The 17,322-nt window shown below is 48.8% G+C and carries 21 protein-coding genes, 3 tRNA genes and 1 riboswitch; of the genes, 3 read left to right on the plus strand and 21 right to left on the minus strand.

Annotated features, from left to right (window positions below):
• Positions 1 to 2: 2 nt before the first annotated feature.
• From IY568_RS15025 to orn, 12 genes are all read right to left on the minus strand, one after another.
• Complete coding sequence (locus tag IY568_RS15025) at positions 3 to 527, minus strand: PilW family protein (RefSeq protein WP_194868009.1); 525 nt, start codon at positions 525 to 527, stop codon at positions 3 to 5.
• Complete coding sequence (locus tag IY568_RS15030; protein WP_125563140.1) at positions 524 to 919, minus strand: type IV pilus modification PilV family protein; 396 nt, start codon at positions 917 to 919, stop codon at positions 524 to 526. Before IY568_RS15030 ends, IY568_RS15025 begins: the two co-directional genes overlap by 4 nt.
• Positions 910 to 1,371, minus strand: coding sequence for a pilus assembly FimT family protein (locus IY568_RS15035; protein WP_049865203.1), 462 nt, complete (start codon positions 1,369 to 1,371; stop codon positions 910 to 912). Before IY568_RS15035 ends, IY568_RS15030 begins: the two co-directional genes overlap by 10 nt.
• The gene (locus IY568_RS15040; RefSeq protein ID WP_125563138.1) at positions 1,358 to 1,777 is read right to left on the minus strand and encodes a type IV pilin protein; all 420 of its coding nucleotides are present in this window, start codon (positions 1,775 to 1,777) and stop codon (positions 1,358 to 1,360) included. Before IY568_RS15040 ends, IY568_RS15035 begins: the two co-directional genes overlap by 14 nt.
• Before the next feature lie 411 nt (positions 1,778 to 2,188).
• Positions 2,189 to 2,641: a 50S ribosomal protein L9 gene (rplI, locus tag IY568_RS15045; protein ID WP_010386264.1), complete on the minus strand. Its 453-nt coding sequence runs from the start codon at positions 2,639 to 2,641 to the stop codon at positions 2,189 to 2,191.
• Between the two features lie 35 nt (positions 2,642 to 2,676).
• Positions 2,677 to 2,904 (minus strand): 30S ribosomal protein S18, encoded by a 228-nt coding sequence (gene rpsR / locus IY568_RS15050; RefSeq protein ID WP_010386263.1) that lies wholly within the window; start codon positions 2,902 to 2,904, stop codon positions 2,677 to 2,679.
• A gap of 12 nt (positions 2,905 to 2,916) precedes the next feature.
• Positions 2,917 to 3,246 (minus strand): primosomal replication protein N, encoded by a 330-nt coding sequence (priB, locus tag IY568_RS15055; RefSeq protein WP_125563136.1) that lies wholly within the window; start codon positions 3,244 to 3,246, stop codon positions 2,917 to 2,919.
• A 30-nt stretch (positions 3,247 to 3,276) separates the two neighbouring features.
• The gene (gene rpsF / locus IY568_RS15060) at positions 3,277 to 3,618 is read right to left on the minus strand and encodes a 30S ribosomal protein S6 (RefSeq protein ID WP_010386261.1); all 342 of its coding nucleotides are present in this window, start codon (positions 3,616 to 3,618) and stop codon (positions 3,277 to 3,279) included.
• 222 nt (positions 3,619 to 3,840) lie between these two features.
• Positions 3,841 to 3,916: transfer RNA gene (locus IY568_RS15065), tRNA-Gly, on the minus strand.
• A 119-nt stretch (positions 3,917 to 4,035) separates the two neighbouring features.
• Positions 4,036 to 4,111, minus strand: a tRNA-Gly gene (locus IY568_RS15070).
• A 119-nt stretch (positions 4,112 to 4,230) separates the two neighbouring features.
• A tRNA-Gly gene (locus IY568_RS15075) sits at positions 4,231 to 4,306 on the minus strand.
• 258 nt (positions 4,307 to 4,564) lie between these two features.
• A complete protein-coding gene (gene orn, locus IY568_RS15080) occupies positions 4,565 to 5,110 on the minus strand; it encodes an oligoribonuclease (RefSeq protein ID WP_010386260.1) in 546 nt (181 codons plus the stop codon).
• Positions 5,111 to 5,283: 173 nt separating this feature from the next.
• Between orn and rsgA the strand changes: the two genes are divergently transcribed.
• Both rsgA and asd read left to right on the plus strand, forming a co-directional pair.
• A complete protein-coding gene (gene rsgA / locus IY568_RS15085) occupies positions 5,284 to 6,336 on the plus strand; it encodes a small ribosomal subunit biogenesis GTPase RsgA (protein ID WP_125563134.1) in 1,053 nt (350 codons plus the stop codon).
• A gap of 34 nt (positions 6,337 to 6,370) precedes the next feature.
• Positions 6,371 to 7,237, plus strand: a complete 867-nt coding sequence (asd, locus tag IY568_RS15090; protein ID WP_194868010.1) for an archaetidylserine decarboxylase — start codon at positions 6,371 to 6,373, stop codon at positions 7,235 to 7,237.
• Between the two features lie 84 nt (positions 7,238 to 7,321).
• Here asd and IY568_RS15095 read toward each other — a convergent pair whose 3' ends face one another.
• From IY568_RS15095 to IY568_RS15135, 9 genes are all read right to left on the minus strand, one after another.
• Positions 7,322 to 7,495 (minus strand): hypothetical protein, encoded by a 174-nt coding sequence (locus IY568_RS15095; protein ID WP_164517606.1) that lies wholly within the window; start codon positions 7,493 to 7,495, stop codon positions 7,322 to 7,324.
• Positions 7,496 to 7,552: 57 nt separating this feature from the next.
• The gene (locus tag IY568_RS15100; protein ID WP_194868011.1) at positions 7,553 to 8,305 is read right to left on the minus strand and encodes a HesA/MoeB/ThiF family protein; all 753 of its coding nucleotides are present in this window, start codon (positions 8,303 to 8,305) and stop codon (positions 7,553 to 7,555) included.
• Positions 8,302 to 9,822 (minus strand): thiamine phosphate synthase, encoded by a 1,521-nt coding sequence (thiE, locus tag IY568_RS15105; RefSeq protein WP_125563127.1) that lies wholly within the window; start codon positions 9,820 to 9,822, stop codon positions 8,302 to 8,304. Before thiE ends, IY568_RS15100 begins: the two co-directional genes overlap by 4 nt.
• Before the next feature lie 84 nt (positions 9,823 to 9,906).
• Positions 9,907 to 10,698 carry a thiazole synthase gene (locus IY568_RS15110; RefSeq protein WP_125563186.1) on the minus strand — a complete coding sequence of 264 codons (792 nt, stop codon included), beginning with the start codon at positions 10,696 to 10,698 and terminating at the stop codon, positions 9,907 to 9,909.
• Between the two features lie 2 nt (positions 10,699 to 10,700).
• Complete coding sequence (gene thiS / locus IY568_RS15115; protein ID WP_138537811.1) at positions 10,701 to 10,898, minus strand: sulfur carrier protein ThiS; 198 nt, start codon at positions 10,896 to 10,898, stop codon at positions 10,701 to 10,703.
• A complete protein-coding gene (locus IY568_RS15120) occupies positions 10,895 to 11,914 on the minus strand; it encodes an FAD-dependent oxidoreductase (RefSeq protein WP_194868012.1) in 1,020 nt (339 codons plus the stop codon). Before IY568_RS15120 ends, thiS begins: the two co-directional genes overlap by 4 nt.
• A 40-nt stretch (positions 11,915 to 11,954) precedes the next feature.
• The gene (gene thiC / locus IY568_RS15125; protein ID WP_049864897.1) at positions 11,955 to 13,907 is read right to left on the minus strand and encodes a phosphomethylpyrimidine synthase ThiC; all 1,953 of its coding nucleotides are present in this window, start codon (positions 13,905 to 13,907) and stop codon (positions 11,955 to 11,957) included.
• A gap of 166 nt (positions 13,908 to 14,073) precedes the next feature.
• Positions 14,074 to 14,175, minus strand: a riboswitch (TPP riboswitch).
• Positions 14,176 to 14,203: 28 nt separating this feature from the next.
• The gene (locus IY568_RS15130) at positions 14,204 to 14,581 is read right to left on the minus strand and encodes an META domain-containing protein (RefSeq protein ID WP_171045036.1); all 378 of its coding nucleotides are present in this window, start codon (positions 14,579 to 14,581) and stop codon (positions 14,204 to 14,206) included.
• A 140-nt stretch (positions 14,582 to 14,721) separates the two neighbouring features.
• Positions 14,722 to 15,111 carry an acyl-CoA thioesterase gene (locus IY568_RS15135; protein WP_125563120.1) on the minus strand — a complete coding sequence of 130 codons (390 nt, stop codon included), beginning with the start codon at positions 15,109 to 15,111 and terminating at the stop codon, positions 14,722 to 14,724.
• A 105-nt stretch (positions 15,112 to 15,216) separates the two neighbouring features.
• Here IY568_RS15135 and IY568_RS15140 point away from each other — a divergent pair, with 105 nt between their 5' ends.
• Positions 15,217 to 17,298 (plus strand): TonB-dependent receptor, encoded by a 2,082-nt coding sequence (locus tag IY568_RS15140; protein ID WP_194868013.1) that lies wholly within the window; start codon positions 15,217 to 15,219, stop codon positions 17,296 to 17,298.
• The last annotated feature ends 24 nt before the right edge of the window (positions 17,299 to 17,322 follow it).

The raw sequence follows: 17,322 nt of genomic DNA on the forward strand, positions 1-17,322 counted from the left end.
TGTCACCAATTAGCCGTCGCGAGCACTTGCTGGCTCGCAGCTACGTCTATTTGGATCCCCGCAGCATACTGCACAGGAATCCCCACCGGCGTTACAGTGATCGACGTGATCAAGCCGTTGACTGAAAAGCTCAAAGCATTCACACCGCGCAATAAGCGTTGTGCAGGCAAGTTATCCGAGCTGATATCACACAACAAATAACCATCAAGCAAAGAAAAAGTTTCTGTATAAGTGACTGCAGGTACACTGCCATCACAGGCCGGCGTGTTGGCTACCTGCGTAACTTCTAACGCGCTACCATTGAGTCTGACCTGGGGCGTAGAAGCTGTTTGTTTGATACTTCGGGTCATAAGCTGACTGGTGTAGCGGATAACTTCCTGCGCTTGTGCCAATTCCTGATTAACAGCAATGGTGCTGCGAATGGTCGAATAGGCCACTGCTATACCACCGAGCATAAACAGCCCTATCGATAATGCTATCAAAAGCTCCAACAGGGTAAATCCGCGGCTGTTCATCAGACGTCTCATAAGCAAACATTAACAAAGCTGGCATGCAGGGAAATTTGATCCACCCCCGTATCAGTCATACGTTCGTCATGCCAGCTGACTGACACACTCATATCAAGGTTAAACGTGTCGGGTAGCGTCAGCTTGAAACGCGGATCATTTGGGTACAATCCCGCCGCGGTAGGATTCGTACCAGGATTCAGACTGGTATTGACACTTTGGTAGTGACAAATATCCGGCCAGATACGTTCAATTGCATTCTGTCCATGGATCAGGGCAATGGTGTAGTTAAAGCTATTCTGTGCAAACTGTATGGCTTTTATCTGCGCCGCAGCAAGCCCCAGCAAGGCAATGGCCGCGATGACCATAGACACCATGACTTCCAGCAATGAAAAACCTTTTACTACGCGCAATTATCTGTCGCCTTACCCAACCAACTTTGCCCACTATGTAGAATGCACAAACGTACATCATCCGTTGCCGCATCGTTATCTGAAATCAGTATGTTACTAAATGCACTCAACTCACCACTTGAACGTAATGTTCTGTCGACCAGGTTCACCGCTACTTGGTTATGATCAATCGTAAAACGCTTTAAGGTCACTTCCTGACCTTGCTCAACCACCTTCATGACCCAGTCGCTGTTTTCCAACTCTAGCTTTACCGGCACTTCACGCTTTACCGCTTCACTGCGCGCAAAGCGATAAAAACTACTTAACTCATTTGCCGTGGTATTAACCCGGTCTTGTTTAATCTGACCAATTAAAGAAGGTGCTGCAACCATGGCCAGAATGGCAATAATCGCCAACACCACCAACAATTCAATGAGCGTTACGCCGCGCTGGGTGTGTTTACCAACAGTCATTCAGGTTGCCTCCCTGATTGCCCAAATGGTCTAAAGTCAGCACGCCACACACGTCTCTGTTCTGGCCCTCATCAGCCACTGGTGTCGCTCTTAAAATATAGCCCATATTGCGAAAATCACCGTTCGCACCTTGTGGCTTATTACGCGCCTCGTAGCTGAACGTGTAGAACTCAGCAGCAGGCAGACCCTGAAATGTTGCTGTATTGGGGTAACCACCATTGCGGGAATAGATACGCTCCAACGTGGCACTGGTTTGCAACAACAAGTGTTGTGCATCCAGTCGTCTGCTTTCACGCACATACTCGCTGTAGTTTGGCAATGCCACACTGGCCAGGATGGCGACGATCGCAATGGCGATCAGCAGCTCTATCAAAGTAAATCCACGCATTCTGGAGGTCTTAAGCATATTGGGTTTCCCACCTAAATGATAACGCTGTCATAAATCATTGAGTAGACTGTATGACATTTAACCAATAAAAAAAAGTGCCTGTAATAAAAACAGTTAACTAAAATATCACAAAACAGAATTAGCTAAAACAGGAACGCGCTTACAGTCTATAACAGCCGGGTTTTTTACCCTAGAACAACCGTGAGGTCAGACCATTAGATTTTAGCTTCAATTGTTCCCGTAATGACTATAAGCCGTTTACGAGCGCCGTTGTTTTGATTTGGATTAATTTTCCGACTTGTGTTGTAAACCTTCCATGATGATCCCGATAATCATCAGATCCACACACTGAAAATTGGAGTTGTTATTGTCTTTCAGAGATTGGGAATACAACCGCGCACAGATGCGCGCGGTTGGTGCTTAATAAAATTAAGCTTCAGCGATCACGATTACTTTGATAGCTGTTGTCACGTCAGTGTGAAGCTGGATAGTTACGTCGAACTCACCTGTCTCACGGATAGTACCGGTAGGCAGACGAACTTCTGACTTAGCAACTTCAAGACCTACTGCAGTGATAGCGTCGGCGATATCGCGAGTACCGATAGAACCGAATAGCTTACCTTCGTCACCCGCTTTAGAAACCAGAGTCACTTCAGCAAGTGCTTCTAGTTTTTCAGCGCGCGCTTGTGCAGCAGTTAGCTCTTCAGCGATTTTCGCTTCAAGCTCAGCACGACGTGCTTCGAAAGTTTCGATGTTAGCTTTAGTTGCAGGAACTGCCTTGCCCTTAGGGAAAAGGAAGTTACGTGCGAAACCAGATTTAACTGAAACCTGGTCACCTAGGCCACCTAGGTTTGCGATCTTGTCTAGTAGAATAACTTGCATGTCTCTACACCTTTTAAAAACTGTTAATCAGCTGCTTACTTGTGTAAGTCAGTGTACGGAAGAAGGGCTAGGTAGCGAGCACGCTTGATAGCAGTTGCTAGCTGACGCTGGTATTTAGCGCTAGTACCTGTGATACGGCTAGGTACGATTTTGCCACTTTCAGTTACATAGTTTTTAAGAGTAGCCAGATCTTTGTAATCGATTTGTTGTACGCCTTCCGCTTTGAAACGGCAGAACTTACGACGTCTGAAATAACGTGCCATGAGTAAATTTCCTCAATTAATTCTTTCAATATGTTGTGCATGTAATACAAGTTGACTCAAGCCACTGCGACTTTCGTGTCGGTTTAAAAAACCGCGTACCTGTAAGGTCTGCCCAACGTATAAATGCTCTAGTTGAGTCCGGAACTGCTGTCCGCTGGCAACCACCTGAATACGTACATAACTGTTACGATTTAGGTCGGCTTCTACCTGCATCGATTTATGTTCTAAAACAAAAATACAATGCGCGATGCCGGCGGGGCTTTGACTGTACTTAGGTGGCTTACAGACCGTGCCAGATAATACCAGCTGGTTTGTATACAGTTCAGACTGAGTGCTCACCAAACTACCAGGTCAATTCCGAATCAATAACGATTAAGCAGTTGCTGCTTCTTTTTTCTCTTCTTTAGCAAGAGGAGACGCTTCAGTTACAGCGTTCTTAGTACGCATAACCAGGTTACGAAGCACTGCATCGTTGTAGCGGAAAGAAGTTTCAAGCTCGCTGATTACTTCAGTAGGTGCTTCAACGTTCAACAGAACATAGTGTGCTTTGTGAAGCTTTTCGATTGGGTAAGCCAGTTGACGACGGCCCCAGTCTTCTAGACGGTGGATTTTACCGCCAGCTTCTGTGATGGCACCAGTATAACGCTCGATCATACCAGGTACTTGCTCACTTTGGTCTGGGTGAACCATGAATACGATTTCGTAATGACGCATGGATATTCCTTACGGTTAATATAGCCTTGTCCCGTTTCGGCCAGTCGGGGTAAGGCAAGGAACTAAAGTTAGTTAGGCCGAAAGAGCGCGTATTTTACGTGCCGCGCTAAAAATAAGCAATCAGTTTATCTCTGAAAATTGGTGGAATAAGATTTAAAGTTGAGTGAGTAAGTCAGAATGAAAAAATAAGGGTAAAATGAAGGTCGAAAACGAGAGGAAAGTTGGAGCGGCACACGAGGTTCGAACTCGTGACCTCGACCTTGGCAAGGTCGCGCTCTACCAGCTGAGCTAGTGCCGCATCACAATGTAGCTCTTAGTTTCTCGCTGGGCGCAACCTTGAGGTCGCGTCTAACGTTTAGCAGCTGAGCTAGTGCCGCTTCATAATAAAGTATCTAGTTTATACACCTGAAGAAGTGTTGGAGCGGCACACGAGGTTCGAACTCGTGACCTCGACCTTGGCAAGGTCGCGCTCTACCAGCTGAGCTAGTGCCGCATTCCATAATTGCTCGATTGTTTTAAACGCTGGTGCGCGACGGGTCGCGTCTAACGTTTTAGCAGCTGAGCTAGTGCCGCTTCATAGAAAGCATCTAGTTTATACACCTGAAAAAGTGTTGGAGCGGCACACGAGGTTCGAACTCGTGACCTCGACCTTGGCAAGGTCGCGCTCTACCAGCTGAGCTAGTGCCGCTTCATAAGTTATGGAATATTAAAACGCTGGTGCGCGACGGGTCGCGTTTAACGTTTTTGCAGCTGAGCCAGTGCCGCATTCCACAATTGCTCGATTGTTTTAAACACTGGAGCACGACGGGTCGCGTCTAACGTTTTAGCAGCTGAGCTAGTGCCGCTTTAAAATACAATACCCCAGAGACAAATAAGCTTTGCCGTCTTGAGCGGGGCAGGATTCTACAAGATAGAAAAAGCATTGCAAGTACTTTTTCTAAATTTTTTAAAGATTGAAGAATTTTTGCTGATAGACCTTCAACTCCATAATGGAGTCTTTAATGTCGTCCAGAGCCAGGTGAGAGCTCTTTTTGTGGATCCCGTTTAACAGCTCAGGCTTCCAGCGACGTGCCAACTCTTTAATCGTGCTAACGTCCAGGTTGCGGTAGTGGAAGTATTCTTCCAGCTCAGGCATGTATTTATTGAGGAAACGACGGTCCTGACCAATCGAATTACCACACATAGGCGATTTGCCCGGCGGCACCCATTGCTTCAGGAAGTCCAAGGTTTGTTTGATTGCATCAGATTCAGAATGAGAACTGGCCTTACAACGCGCAGTTAAGCCTGAGCGGCCATGCTGGTTTGTGCACCATTCATCCATATTATCAAGTAATTCATCACTTTGATGGATAGCAATTACAGGTCCCTCAGCCAGTACGTTAAGATCACAGTCTGTGATCACAGTGGCAATTTCGAGGATCCTATCTGTTTTAGGTTCCAGACCCGTCATTTCTAAGTCGAGCCAGATCAGGTTTGATTCATGAAAAGACATACACTACCTAACGGTACTTTCCTTTAGATCCAATGCAATTAGATATATCATATTAGCTTCATCACTCGACCAAAAGCTTTTTTTTACAAAGCGGGGCAATTTATTGAGTTATAGTCCATGATTGGCCTGTATACCACTCGATAGCAATAAATCGTGTCGCGAGTTTATTAGATATGGCAAAACGCAAAAAACTCAGTAAGGGCCAATCCAGACGGATCAGTGCCAATCATCAAAAACGCTTGCATAAAGCGAAACAACAATCCGACACTCAGGTAAGCTGGCAAACAGACAATCTGGGCCCCACAGAACCCGCCGTGGTGATCAGTCGCTTTGGGCAACATGCCGATGTCGAGTGCGAAAATGGCGACGTGCTACGCTGCAATATCCGCCGTACCGTCACCAGCTTAGTGTGTGGTGACGAAGTGATTTTCCGTCGCGCCAAAGTGAGCGAAGGCGATTTGGCCGGCGTCATAGAAGCCGTCGAGCCTCGACGCTCTCAGCTTACTCGTCCGGATTTTTATGATGGCGTTAAGGTGGTGGCAGCCAACATAGATCAGATTTTAATGGTGTCCGCCGTGGTGCCTGAATTTACCCCACAGATCATTGACCGTTACCTGGTCGCCTGTGAAGACATGGGTATTGAACCAATTCTGTTGCTCAACAAGGTCGATCTGCTCGATGACGAAGGCCTCGACTATGTCGATGAAGTCTTGGATATCTATCGCGACTTAGGCTACCGCGTCTTACTGGTCAGTAACAAGACAGGCGAAGGGATCGATGAGCTCAAAGCCCTGCTAACCGATAAGAATAATATCTTCGTTGGTCAGTCTGGGGTCGGGAAATCAACACTGGTCAATACGGTACTGCCTGATGCAGCCATCCTGACCCAGGAAGTGTCTGAAAACAGTGGCCTGGGTCAGCACACCACAACCGTCTCTAAACTGCATCATTTACCTAGTGGCGGTAACCTGATCGACAGCCCGGGGATCCGTGAGTTTGGTCTGTGGCATCTCGAAGTAGAACGCGTTACCTGGTGCTTTAAAGAGTTCCGTGAGTTTATCGGTGGCTGCCGTTTTCGAGACTGCAAACACCTCAACGATCCTGGTTGTCTGATCCTGGAAGCGGTTGACGAAGGCAAAATAAGCGAACTGCGCTTCGACAGCTATCACCGCATTCTGGAGTCGATGGCAGATGGCCGTGCAGGTGCGCGCGCGCCAAGAGTTTGATACTATCTTCAAAATTTTTTCAGGAATAATAAAAGTGAACTTGGATAAACTAAAAATTGCCCTGCAATATGCTTTACCCAAACATGCCGTATCACGTTTGGTGGGAAAACTGGCAGCAGCCGAAGCGGGTGCACTGACAACCACCTTAATTAAACTGTTTATCAAACAATACAAGATAGACATGAGTGAAGCGCTGCATGAAGATCCAGCTCACTATAAAACCTTTAATGAATTCTTTACTCGCCCGCTCAAGCCGGGGATCCGCCCGCTTGCTGAGGAAACCAGCATCGTGGCACACCCGGTTGACGGCGCCATCAGCCAGCTGGGCGATGTAGTAGATGGTCAGATCATTCAGGCTAAGGGTCATGACTACAGCCTGCAAACCCTACTGGGTGGCAAAGAGTCAGACGTAGCGCCGTATCTGGGTGGTAAATTTGCCACCATTTACCTGGCACCCAAAGACTATCACCGTATTCATATGCCCCTTGATGGTACGCTGAAAAAGATGATCTACGTACCTGGCGATCTGTTCTCTGTAAACCCTTTGACAGCACAAAACGTCCCGAACCTGTTTGCACGTAACGAGCGCGTTGTGGCCATCTTCGATACTGAAATCGGTCCCCTTGCCATGGTGTTGGTGGGCGCAACCATAGTCGCCAGCATTGAGACCATCTGGGCAGCCACTGTCACTCCACCCGCAGGCAAAGACGTCTTCAGCTGGGATTACCCGGCCGAGGGTGATAACGCCGTTAAGCTGAAAAAAGGCGACGAAATGGGTCGCTTTAAGCTGGGCTCAACGGTGATCCTGGCCTGGGGAGAAGATAAAGCCGACTTCCTCGCAAACCAGTTGCCAGAAACAGTCACCCGCATGGGCACGCCATTCGCGACCATTCGTGAATAACCCCACCCAAATAAGACACTAAAAAGCCCGCGCATGCGGGCTTTTTAGTGTCAGAGTACCAAGATATGGGTGCTAAACTGAACGTTAAGGACATCCAATCAGCGTACACACAGACCAGACGCACGAACCAGCCGGGCCTGTATAGCAAGGCGCAAGTACCGACACCCCACCAGCAACTTTAGGGGTTTCCTGCGGGTTTATCTCACGTCTTTGCGAGCTTAATTGTTTGAGGTTCTTTTTAGAGAGTGTGATTTTCATAATGTTTCCTTATTGATGAATAAATCGACAATACGAAAACACATTAGCATGACAGGATTAGCAGCACACCGTACATGCGGGATCTTTTTCCAGTGCAAATTGTCTCTGCTGCAAACTTAACGCATCAACCACTATCATCTCACTCGCCTTGTCTGGTACACCAGAGACAATCAAACTGACCGCTTTCATAGCCTGCATAGAGCCAATCATGCCAAGCAATGGGCTGACTACGCCGGCATTCTGACAATTTAATTCGGTAGATTCTGGCGACTCAGGGAAGACGCAATGATAGCAAGGAGACGATGCTCTGAAGTCAAACGTCATAAACTGTCCCTGAGTGCCCAGCGCTGCGCCAGAGATAAGTACTTTACGTTCACGCAGGCAATACTGATTCAGTAAGTAGCGCGTGGCGAAATTATCGCTGCAATCGAGGATCCAGTCACTGTCTTGCAAAACCGAGTCTATATTGCTCGTGTCGAGCTTCAATGACAGTGGAATAAGTGAAATTTGATTATTCAGACTCGCTAAGACTTTTCCTGCTGCTTTTGCTTTTGACTGGCCAATGTGATTAATCTTATACAAAATCTGCCTTTGCAAATTCGACAATTCAACCGCATCATCATCACAAAAGCTCAACTGACCAACACCGCTTGCGGCTAAGTAAAATAGCGCAGGGCTTCCCAGGCCACCACACCCAATTACGGCCACTCGGGCCGCTTTGAGCCGCATCTGGCCAGCTTCAGATACTGCATTGAGGAGCAAATGGCGGCTGTACCTAAGCCGCTCTTTGTCATTGAGCTCTGTACTCATGATTCGCCCGTGGCCCGTTTCAGGTCAATAATCGCTTGCCTGTGGTCACTGGCCTCTGTAATGGCACGCACCACCGCGACGCTCCCGACCCCCGTCGCAGCGACCTGAGGAGCACGAGTCAGGTCGATCCCCCCAATAGCCACTGTAGGGTACGTCTCACGCATCAGGGGCACAAAATGTCTGAGTTTCTCCAGCCCCTGGATCTGACCTGTCATGTCTTTCGTCGTCGTAGGGTATATTGCCCCAAACGCCAGATAGCTGGGTCGGTAGTTATGAGCGCGTAGCATTTCGTAAAAACCATGTGTTGATACCCCAAGACGTAAACCCGCCTGTTGAATGGCAACCAGGTTAGCCGAATCCAAATCTTCCTGACCAAGATGGACACCATAAGCTCCGTGGCGAATGGCCAGTTCCCAATGGTCATTGATAAAAACCCGACCCTGATACTTTTCCCCCAGGGTGATCGCACACTGTATGTCTTCTTCCAGCGTAGTTTCGTCAGCCTGTTTAATTCTGAGTTGCACGGTTTTCACGCCCTCAGCCAGACATTTTTCCACCCAGTCTACGGAATCAACAACAGCATAGAGCCCCAGCTCTTCTCCCACCGGAGCAAAGCCTGCGGCAAAGTTAAACTCTTCGCTAACCGCAAACTCCAGCTCATCGCCCAGCCAGCTGCCCGCCTCTATGACCTGGGGAAAATCGCTGATCTGTTCTGGGAACCCGGCGTGGGCCAGTGGTCCCCTGCCCTCACCAAATCGTTGTGCTACTTTCAACCCCTGATTGATGTAAGCTTTGGCCAGAATAAAGGCATCTTTGATAGGGTAACCTTTCGCCAGACATGCAGCGACAGAGGATGCAAAGCTACAACCAGTGCCATGACTATGTGGTGTTTGTATCGCCTCATTACCAAGCCAATACTCCTCGCCCTCGCTCCAGCAATAATCTATACAGTAACCGTTAGGGTAATCCCAGTGACCCCCTTTAATAATCACCGATTTCACCCCAAGCTCCCTCAGTTTACGGGCAGCGTCCCTGACTGCGTCTGGGCCAATCAGATATACCCCAGTCAGTACCTGTGTTTCCTGCGTATTGGGCGTGATCACGTCAACCAGCGGCAAGAGGTACTTTTTCAGCGCATCCAGGGTATCTTCTTCGGTCAGCGCATCGCCACTGGATGCAATCGCAACAGGATCAAAAACCACCACAGGCGGTCTTTCCCAGCGGCTTTTGTACTGTGCCAGATGCTCTGCAACCAACTGGATCTGCGTACTATTAGCGAGCATGCCAATCTTAATCACAGTCGCTTTTAAGTCAGCTTCGAGCGCCAGCAACTGAGATTCCAGTACTTCACTGGACACCGCGTTAATTTCCTCTACCGCGAGACTATTTTGCGCCGTCAGTGCGGTTACGGCCGTGCAGGTTTGCACACCAAAGCTGTGCATAGCTTTCACATCCGCCTGTATGCCTGCTCCCCCACCCGAGTCCGACCCTGCAATGGTCCATACCAGTTCAGCCACAATTACTCCTACTTATACTGTTGAACATGGGCGCATGATTAAGTGCAATACGCCACACAGTCTTCATGACACGTAAACGTGTGTTTAATTCTGATGCCAAAAAGGCATACCCATTGTCGGGGTAGAAGGCGCCGCCACCTCTTTCTCAGGCATCGCCTGCGCCACATAGGCAGCACGCCCGGCAACCACAGCATGATGAAAGGCGCTGGCCATAGTCACAGGACACCCGGCACCTGCAATGGCCGAATTTAGCAACACGGCGTCATAGCCCAGCTCCAACGCCTGAACGGCATGAGATGGCAAGCCCAGTCCCGCATCGACAATCAGGGTATGGTCAGGCAGACGCTCACGAATGGTTTGCAAATTATAGGGATTAAGTAAGCCTTTACCGGTACCTATGGGAGCACCCCAGGGCATCAGAACTTCACACCCCAGATCCGCCAGACGCTGACACACCACTAAATCATCGGTGCAGTAGGGCAGCACTTTAAACCCTTGCTTTATTAAAATCTCGGTTGCTTCGAGCAACGCAATCGGATCTGGTTGTAAATTGTATTCATCCCCGATGAGTTCCAATTTTATCCAGTCAGTGGCAAACACTTCGCGGCACATTTGCGCCAGTGTCACCACTTCTTTAACACTGTGACACCCGGCAGTGTTCGGCAATACCCGCAAACCAGTATCCTTGATCAATTGCCAGAAATCATCCCCCGCTGACACAGAATTTTGTCGCCGTAAAGAAACCGTCACGATTTGCGCCCGGGAAGCCAGCAAACTTTGCTGCATCACCTCCGGCGAGGGATAAAGTGCAGAGCCTATCAACAATCGACTGTCAAACTGCTCTCCATAAACCGTGAAAGGCTTATCAGTCTGCATCATCAGCCTCCCTGAATAGGCGATAACAACTCAATGCTGTCACCTTCTTGCAATTGCTGCTCTGCCAACCCGCTGCGCGGTACAAACTGGCCATTGAGCGCAACCGCGTAGGGTGCTTGCGCCCCCTGTGCTTCAATTACCTCTAACAGAGAGTGTGGCTGCGACAACGTGAGTGCCTGACCATTGTAACTAATATTCATAATACCCCTTGTTGTAACGCTTGTTGCACCACAGCAGGTGCCAGCAAAAAGCCATGTCGATACAGACCATTAATTCGGATCACATTGTCTGTCACACTGATTTGTGGGCGATTGTCTTTATATGCTGGGCGTAACCCTGCACGTAATGACATCACACGCCCCTCAGCAAAACCACTGTGCACCGTATAAGCCGCCGATAACAACTCCAACGTCGAACGTACTGTGATATCGCCCCGATCCTGAGACTCAATTTCGGTGGCACCTATCACAAATTCATGGTTTGGCTTAGGCGCAATATAGAGTGGATAACGCGGATGCATAAGACGTACTGGGCGTTGTAAGTTCACCTCAGGCGCATAAATGCGTGCAACTTCCCCCCGCACGCCACGCAACCCTGGGCTCTGCGCTTTTGCGTCTAACCCGCGGCAATCGATGATCCAGTCAAACGCCTCACCATTCACACGGCCCTGTTCAATCTGTGCATCAGCCCCCTCATGAAAGCACATGCCCATGTTCTGTAATGTGCCGAGGCTCGCCGCAAAGAATGCCAGATTATCGAGTTGACCTTCACAGGGTAAATACAAACCCTGATGAAATCGACCAGCTAACTCAGGCTCTAACGCACCAATACCACAGCCATCCAGGCTTTGTGCCTGATGACCAGCCAAAGGCTTAAGACGACGCTGAAAACTCAGTAAATCACCCCGGTCTTGCTGATGTGCAACAATCACTGTCCCCTGCTGCTGAAAAAATATCGGCGTATCAAGTTTGGCCAGCAACTCAGGCCATAAGGCCATCGCTTCTAAACCCAGCTCCGCCAGATCTTGCTCACAAATCACAGATTCAGCCATGGGGGCGAGCATGGCCGCAGCTAAAGTTCCGACGCTGGAAGGCGCCGAGACCGGATCACGTTCAAAGATACTCAGGTGAAAGTGCTCTGCCAACATCAAGGCAGCAACCCGACCGATCAGGCCAAAACCGACGATGGCAACACGCGGTTTATTTGTCTGGGACATCTTGCCTCCATGCGGGCCCAAATGGGCCCGCCGTCTTCAATCACAGTGCTTTGTGGTAAAGCTCTGAGCCCGTCTCTTTGAACTCACGTGATTTATTTTTCATTTCGGCTTCCACATCGATCATTTTTATCGCGATGGCTTCGCCCGCATTGTTTGGATCTATGCCCTCAGCTTCCAGCTGCTTAGCATAGTCACGTACATCCTGAGTGATCTTCATTGAGCAGAATTTAGGACCACACATAGAGCAGAAATGCGCGACTTTACCCGATTCCTGCGGTAGTGTTTCATCGTGATAAGACAGCGCGCGTTCCGGGTCCAGACTCAAATTGAACTGATCGTGCCAGCGGAACTCAAAACGTGCTTTAGACAAGGCATTGTCGCGAATTTGTGCGCCAGGGTGACCTTTCGCCAAATCCGCTGCATGCGCCGCAATCTTGTAAGTGATCAGACCCTCTTTCACGTCTTCTTTATTTGGCAGACCCAAATGTTCCTTCGGCGTCACATAACACAGCATCGCCGTACCGTACCAGGCAATTTGCGCCGCACCGATACCCGAAGTGAAATGATCATAACCTGGTGCAATATCTGTGGTCAGTGGGCCAAGGGTGTAAAAAGGCGCTTCATGACAGTGCTTTAATTGCTCATCCATGTTTTCTTTGATCAGGTGCATAGGGACATGGCCCGGGCCTTCAATGAACACTTGTACGTCGTGTTTCCAGGCGATCGTTGTCAGCTCACCTAAGGTGCGTAACTCAGACAGTTGCGCTTCGTCATTGGCGTCGGCGATTGATCCCGGGCGTAAACCATCTCCCAGAGAGAAACAGACATCGTACTGTTTCATGATTTCACAAATGTCTTCAAAGTGCGTGTACAGGAAGTTTTCTTTATGGTGCGCCAAACACCATTTCGCCATGATAGAACCGCCACGTGACACAATACCTGTGACACGTTTAGCCGTCATGGGCACATAGCGTAGCAATACACCCGCGTGGATTGTGAAGTAATCCACGCCCTGCTCTGCCTGCTCAATCAGAGTATCGCGGAAAATCTCCCAGGTCAGATCTTCAGCCACCCCATTCACTTTTTCAAGCGCCTGGTAAATAGGTACTGTGCCGATAGGCACAGGTGAGTTACGCACTACCCACTCACGGGTTTCATGAATATAACGTCCAGTAGACAGGTCCATCACCGTATCTGCGCCCCAGCGTGTTGACCACACCAGCTTTTCCACTTCTTCTTCAATAGAAGAAGTCACCGACGAGTTACCTATGTTGGCATTCACCTTCACCAGGAAGTTACGACCCACAATCATCGGCTCTGTTTCAGGGTGATTGATATTGTTTGGCAAGATGGCGCGACCACGAGCGATCTCAGAGCGGACAAACTCCGGGGTAATGAAATCCGGGATCTCCGCACCAAAAGACTGACCTTTGTGCTGCTGCGCCAGTAACTCTTCACGGATCTTGGCACGCCCCATATTTTCACGGATCGCAACATATTCCATTTCCGGAGTCACAATGCCACGACGCGCATAGTGCATTTGCGTAACGTTTTGCCCGGGTTTAGCGCGGCGTATTTTAGGCAAATTTTCAAAACGAATATGGTCTAACCCTTCATCTGCCATACGCTGCTGAGAAAATTGCGAAGTGACCGACTCCAGCACCTCTGTATCATCCCGGTCCAAAATCCACTGTTCGCGGAATTTCGGCAACCCCGTGCGCACATCCAGCTTAAATTCAGGGTCGGTATAAGGGCCTGATGTATCGTAAACACGAACCGGCTCATTCTGCTCATAGATCGGATCTTCTTCGGTGCCACCAATAAAAGAATCGCTCAGGGTAATTTCGCGCATTCCGACGCGTACACCCGCCTGCTCGCCATCAACATAGACTTTCTCGGAATTGGGAAAGGGTTGTCCGGTAAGGTTGTAAATAAAATCCGACGCGGCCTCGCGTGACTCACGACGTGATAACTTGCTACTGTTGTTTGACATGACATGCCTCATTATTAAGTTAAGGTGTCTTGTCAGAACTCCACAAAGGGAGCGAGAAGGGTCCAAACCAAATTCACAGCAGTGAATACTGTGTGCTGGTTTCATTCAGTGGAGCATGTTGGCACAGGCACAACATGGCTGGCAACCTAGATATCTTGCGATATACCAACTTAGGTAGCTTGTTCCCTACGCAGGCATTAACCTGATCAGGTCCACGGATCCCGCAATACTGCGATCTCAGCCCAGATGGGCACTCCGACAAGTAACGAACTGTGAAAAAGTGTACTGAATCGCGCCTAGTTAGTCAAAGGCTCTGCGTCCAGCGCTTTAAATTGCCAGATCTTCTGGCCTTGCAGGTGTAGCTTGCTATTCTGGATGGTGACGGTCACGCCCTGCTGTAACATCTCCAGAAACTGCGTTTCCTGCGCATCCAGCACATCGCCACATGACTTACGGGTCATACCTAACTGAGCCAATTTGAGTACATCCGACTCAATGTTGCCCTCAGCAAAAAACCGATTGCAACCCGCAAAACCAACTACCTGTAAAGCATCGAGAAATTCGATTTCGATGGCAGCAGCATCTGCAACACTGTTTCCATCAACCTGAGTTAACTGCCAGTGAGAGTGCTTAAGCTGTTCCCTGGTTACCTTCCCTGTACTGGAACATGCCATCAATATTACGCACATTAGGCATAAAAAAATGGAAATTTTCATGGTAAACCAACCGCTTAAAATATGATTAATATTATAACGTCAGGCGGTATGGAAAAGGCAGTAAAAATCTGTAATTTTCTGCCTTTTTAGTAAAAAAATCAGCCAAAAAGCTGATCAATTTCCTGAGGTAGGAACGGACGCCCTCGTTCATTCACCGATGTACCAGTGACAATGGCATCCAGCATGAGTTTATCGTCCTCGGCACGGACAATACGCTGAACAAATGCAAACTTCAGTTTGCTCACGCGCAGTGTTTCAACTTCAACGTAAAAAGCATCGCCCGGTTTCAACGAGTCCTTATAATTCATTTCAGATCGGATCACCACCAGATTGATTTTTTGCTCTGCCAGCGCCGCGAAATCAATACCATTGGCAATCAAAAATTCATGTCTGGCGTGCTCCAGATAATTAAAATACACACTGTTATTCACAATGCCCTGCAAATCACATTCGTAATCCCTGACTTTGAAATCAAGCTTAAATGTCATGGCTTTTCCTCTTCACTAAGTTGCCGAATTTATAACACATATTAACTGTTAACTGGTCGGGCTTTTGCTACACTGTGCGCAATTAAAAATGGAACAAGATAAGACATGAAGCTTAAACTTTCTCTGCTTAGCACTAGCCTGTTGGCTGCCCTGTCATACCAAGCCGTGGCTGACGAATCACGCACAACCGCGCCCCTTGAAACCATTGAAGTCACCGGCGACTTTCAAACAGAATCTCTACAAACACTGAGTGCCAGTGCCAGTGTGATGGGTGAAGTTGAAGTGACCCATCGCGGCGCCAGTTATCTCGATGAGCTACTGAACAGCACAGCAAACGTTAACTTTACCGCCGGTGCATCGCGCGGCCGCTTTGTGCAGATCCGGGGGGTTGGCCTGCGCTCTCAGTTTGTCGATCCAATCACCCCCAGTGTTGGCATGCTGGTCGATGGCATTAATTACTCTGGCCTGGGTGGCAGTGCTCTGCTATTCGATATTGATCAGGTCACTCTGTACCGCGGCCCTCAGGGCACACGCTTTGGTGCCGATGCAATGGGCGGGATCATCAATCTTCAATCTCATGCCCCCACTCAAGATACAGCTCTTAAACTACGTGTCGGCGCAGGGAATTATAATAGCTACGAAGCGGGTCTGGCCGCAGGTACTGGATTAACAGACAACACGGCCGCCCGTATCAGCCTGTACCAACGAGGCTCTGACGGGTATGTCGATAACCTCTATTTGAACAAACCGACTCAGGATCAACAGGAACGACTGGCACGTTTGAAACTAAATAGCCAGCTAACAGAGGCTCTGGCTGTGAACCTGGCTGTGCATCACATTGATATTGATAATGGCTACGACGGATTCACGTTAGACAATACACGTAATAGCGTGGCCAACCAACCAGGTAAAGACACACAAAACAGTGACGCCTTTGCACTCAGTGCACTTTATACGGGCCTGAGCGCCTTTGATATAGAAGTTCAGGGGACTGGATTACAAGCAGATACCGAGTATAGCTACGACGAAGATTGGACGTGCCATGACGCAACCCAGGCTCAACTCTGCGCTGCAGGGTTACACCCTGATCACTATGTCAGCTTCGACAGTTATCTGCGCGATCATGAACGCGGCAGCCTGGAAGTTAAACTCAAAGACAAACAAGGCGACTGGGTTCTTGGTGCCTACGCACAGCGTCGTGACGTTGACTTAGATCGCAATAACGCATCGTTTAAGTCTAGCTATGATGTCTCCAGCCAGGCATTATTTGGCCAGAAAGTCACACATCTGAATGAGCAAACCCGCTTAATTACAGGATTACGGGTTGAGCGCTACGACAGTGAATACCTCGATTCCAACGGCTTTAATATCGAACAAGATGAAACCATGGTGGGCGGTAAGCTGGCACTGGAGTATCAGGTTGTCCCACGTACTATGATCTACACGAGCCTGAGTCGCGGTTATAAAGTCGGTGGTGCCAATGGCGAAGCACTGGCAAAAGCCAAAGATGATGGTTTTAGCATTCCTGCCTCAGCATTTTCTTTTGAACCAGAATATCTGTGGAATGCAGAGTTTGGTGTGAAAGGCCAGTCTGAAGATAAAAAACACACGCTGGCAGTCACCGCCTTCTACATGGAACGCGAAGACATGCAGCTTAAGCAATGGCAAATCGATGGTGTACAGTTTGCCGGTTTCATCAGTAATGCAGGTAAAGGTGAGAACTATGGTCTGGAAATCGAAGGCCAACGCCTGATCACTGATCAGCTGACGCTGAACTACAGTTTGGGTTATCTGGATACTAAAATTGAAGACTTTATCACCACAGCAGGTGATAACTTTGACGGCCGTGAGCAAGCACAGGCACCCAAGTATCAATATGCGTTCGCAGCAGACTACAACATCCTGGAAAACCTGGTGGTCACGCTGGGCCTGGAAGGGAAAGATGATTATTTCTTCTCGGACAGCCACAATGAGCAAGCACCGAGCCAAAACCTGATCAATGCCAGTGTGAGTTATTATGGTGAACAATGGTCATTAACTGCCTGGGGACGTAATCTGGCCGATCGCGACGTGCCCGTCAGAGGATTTTACTTTGGTAATGATCCACGTGATGGCTACACAGCACGAAACTATGTTCAGTATGGTGAGCCTCGGGTATTTGGCCTGACATTCACATACGATCTGTAAGCCTAATGAAAAAAGGCGCTCGAT

The sequence above is a fragment of the Pseudoalteromonas sp. PPB1 genome (assembly GCF_015356275.1).
GTDB lineage: Bacteria > Pseudomonadota > Gammaproteobacteria > Enterobacterales > Alteromonadaceae > Pseudoalteromonas > Pseudoalteromonas rubra_D.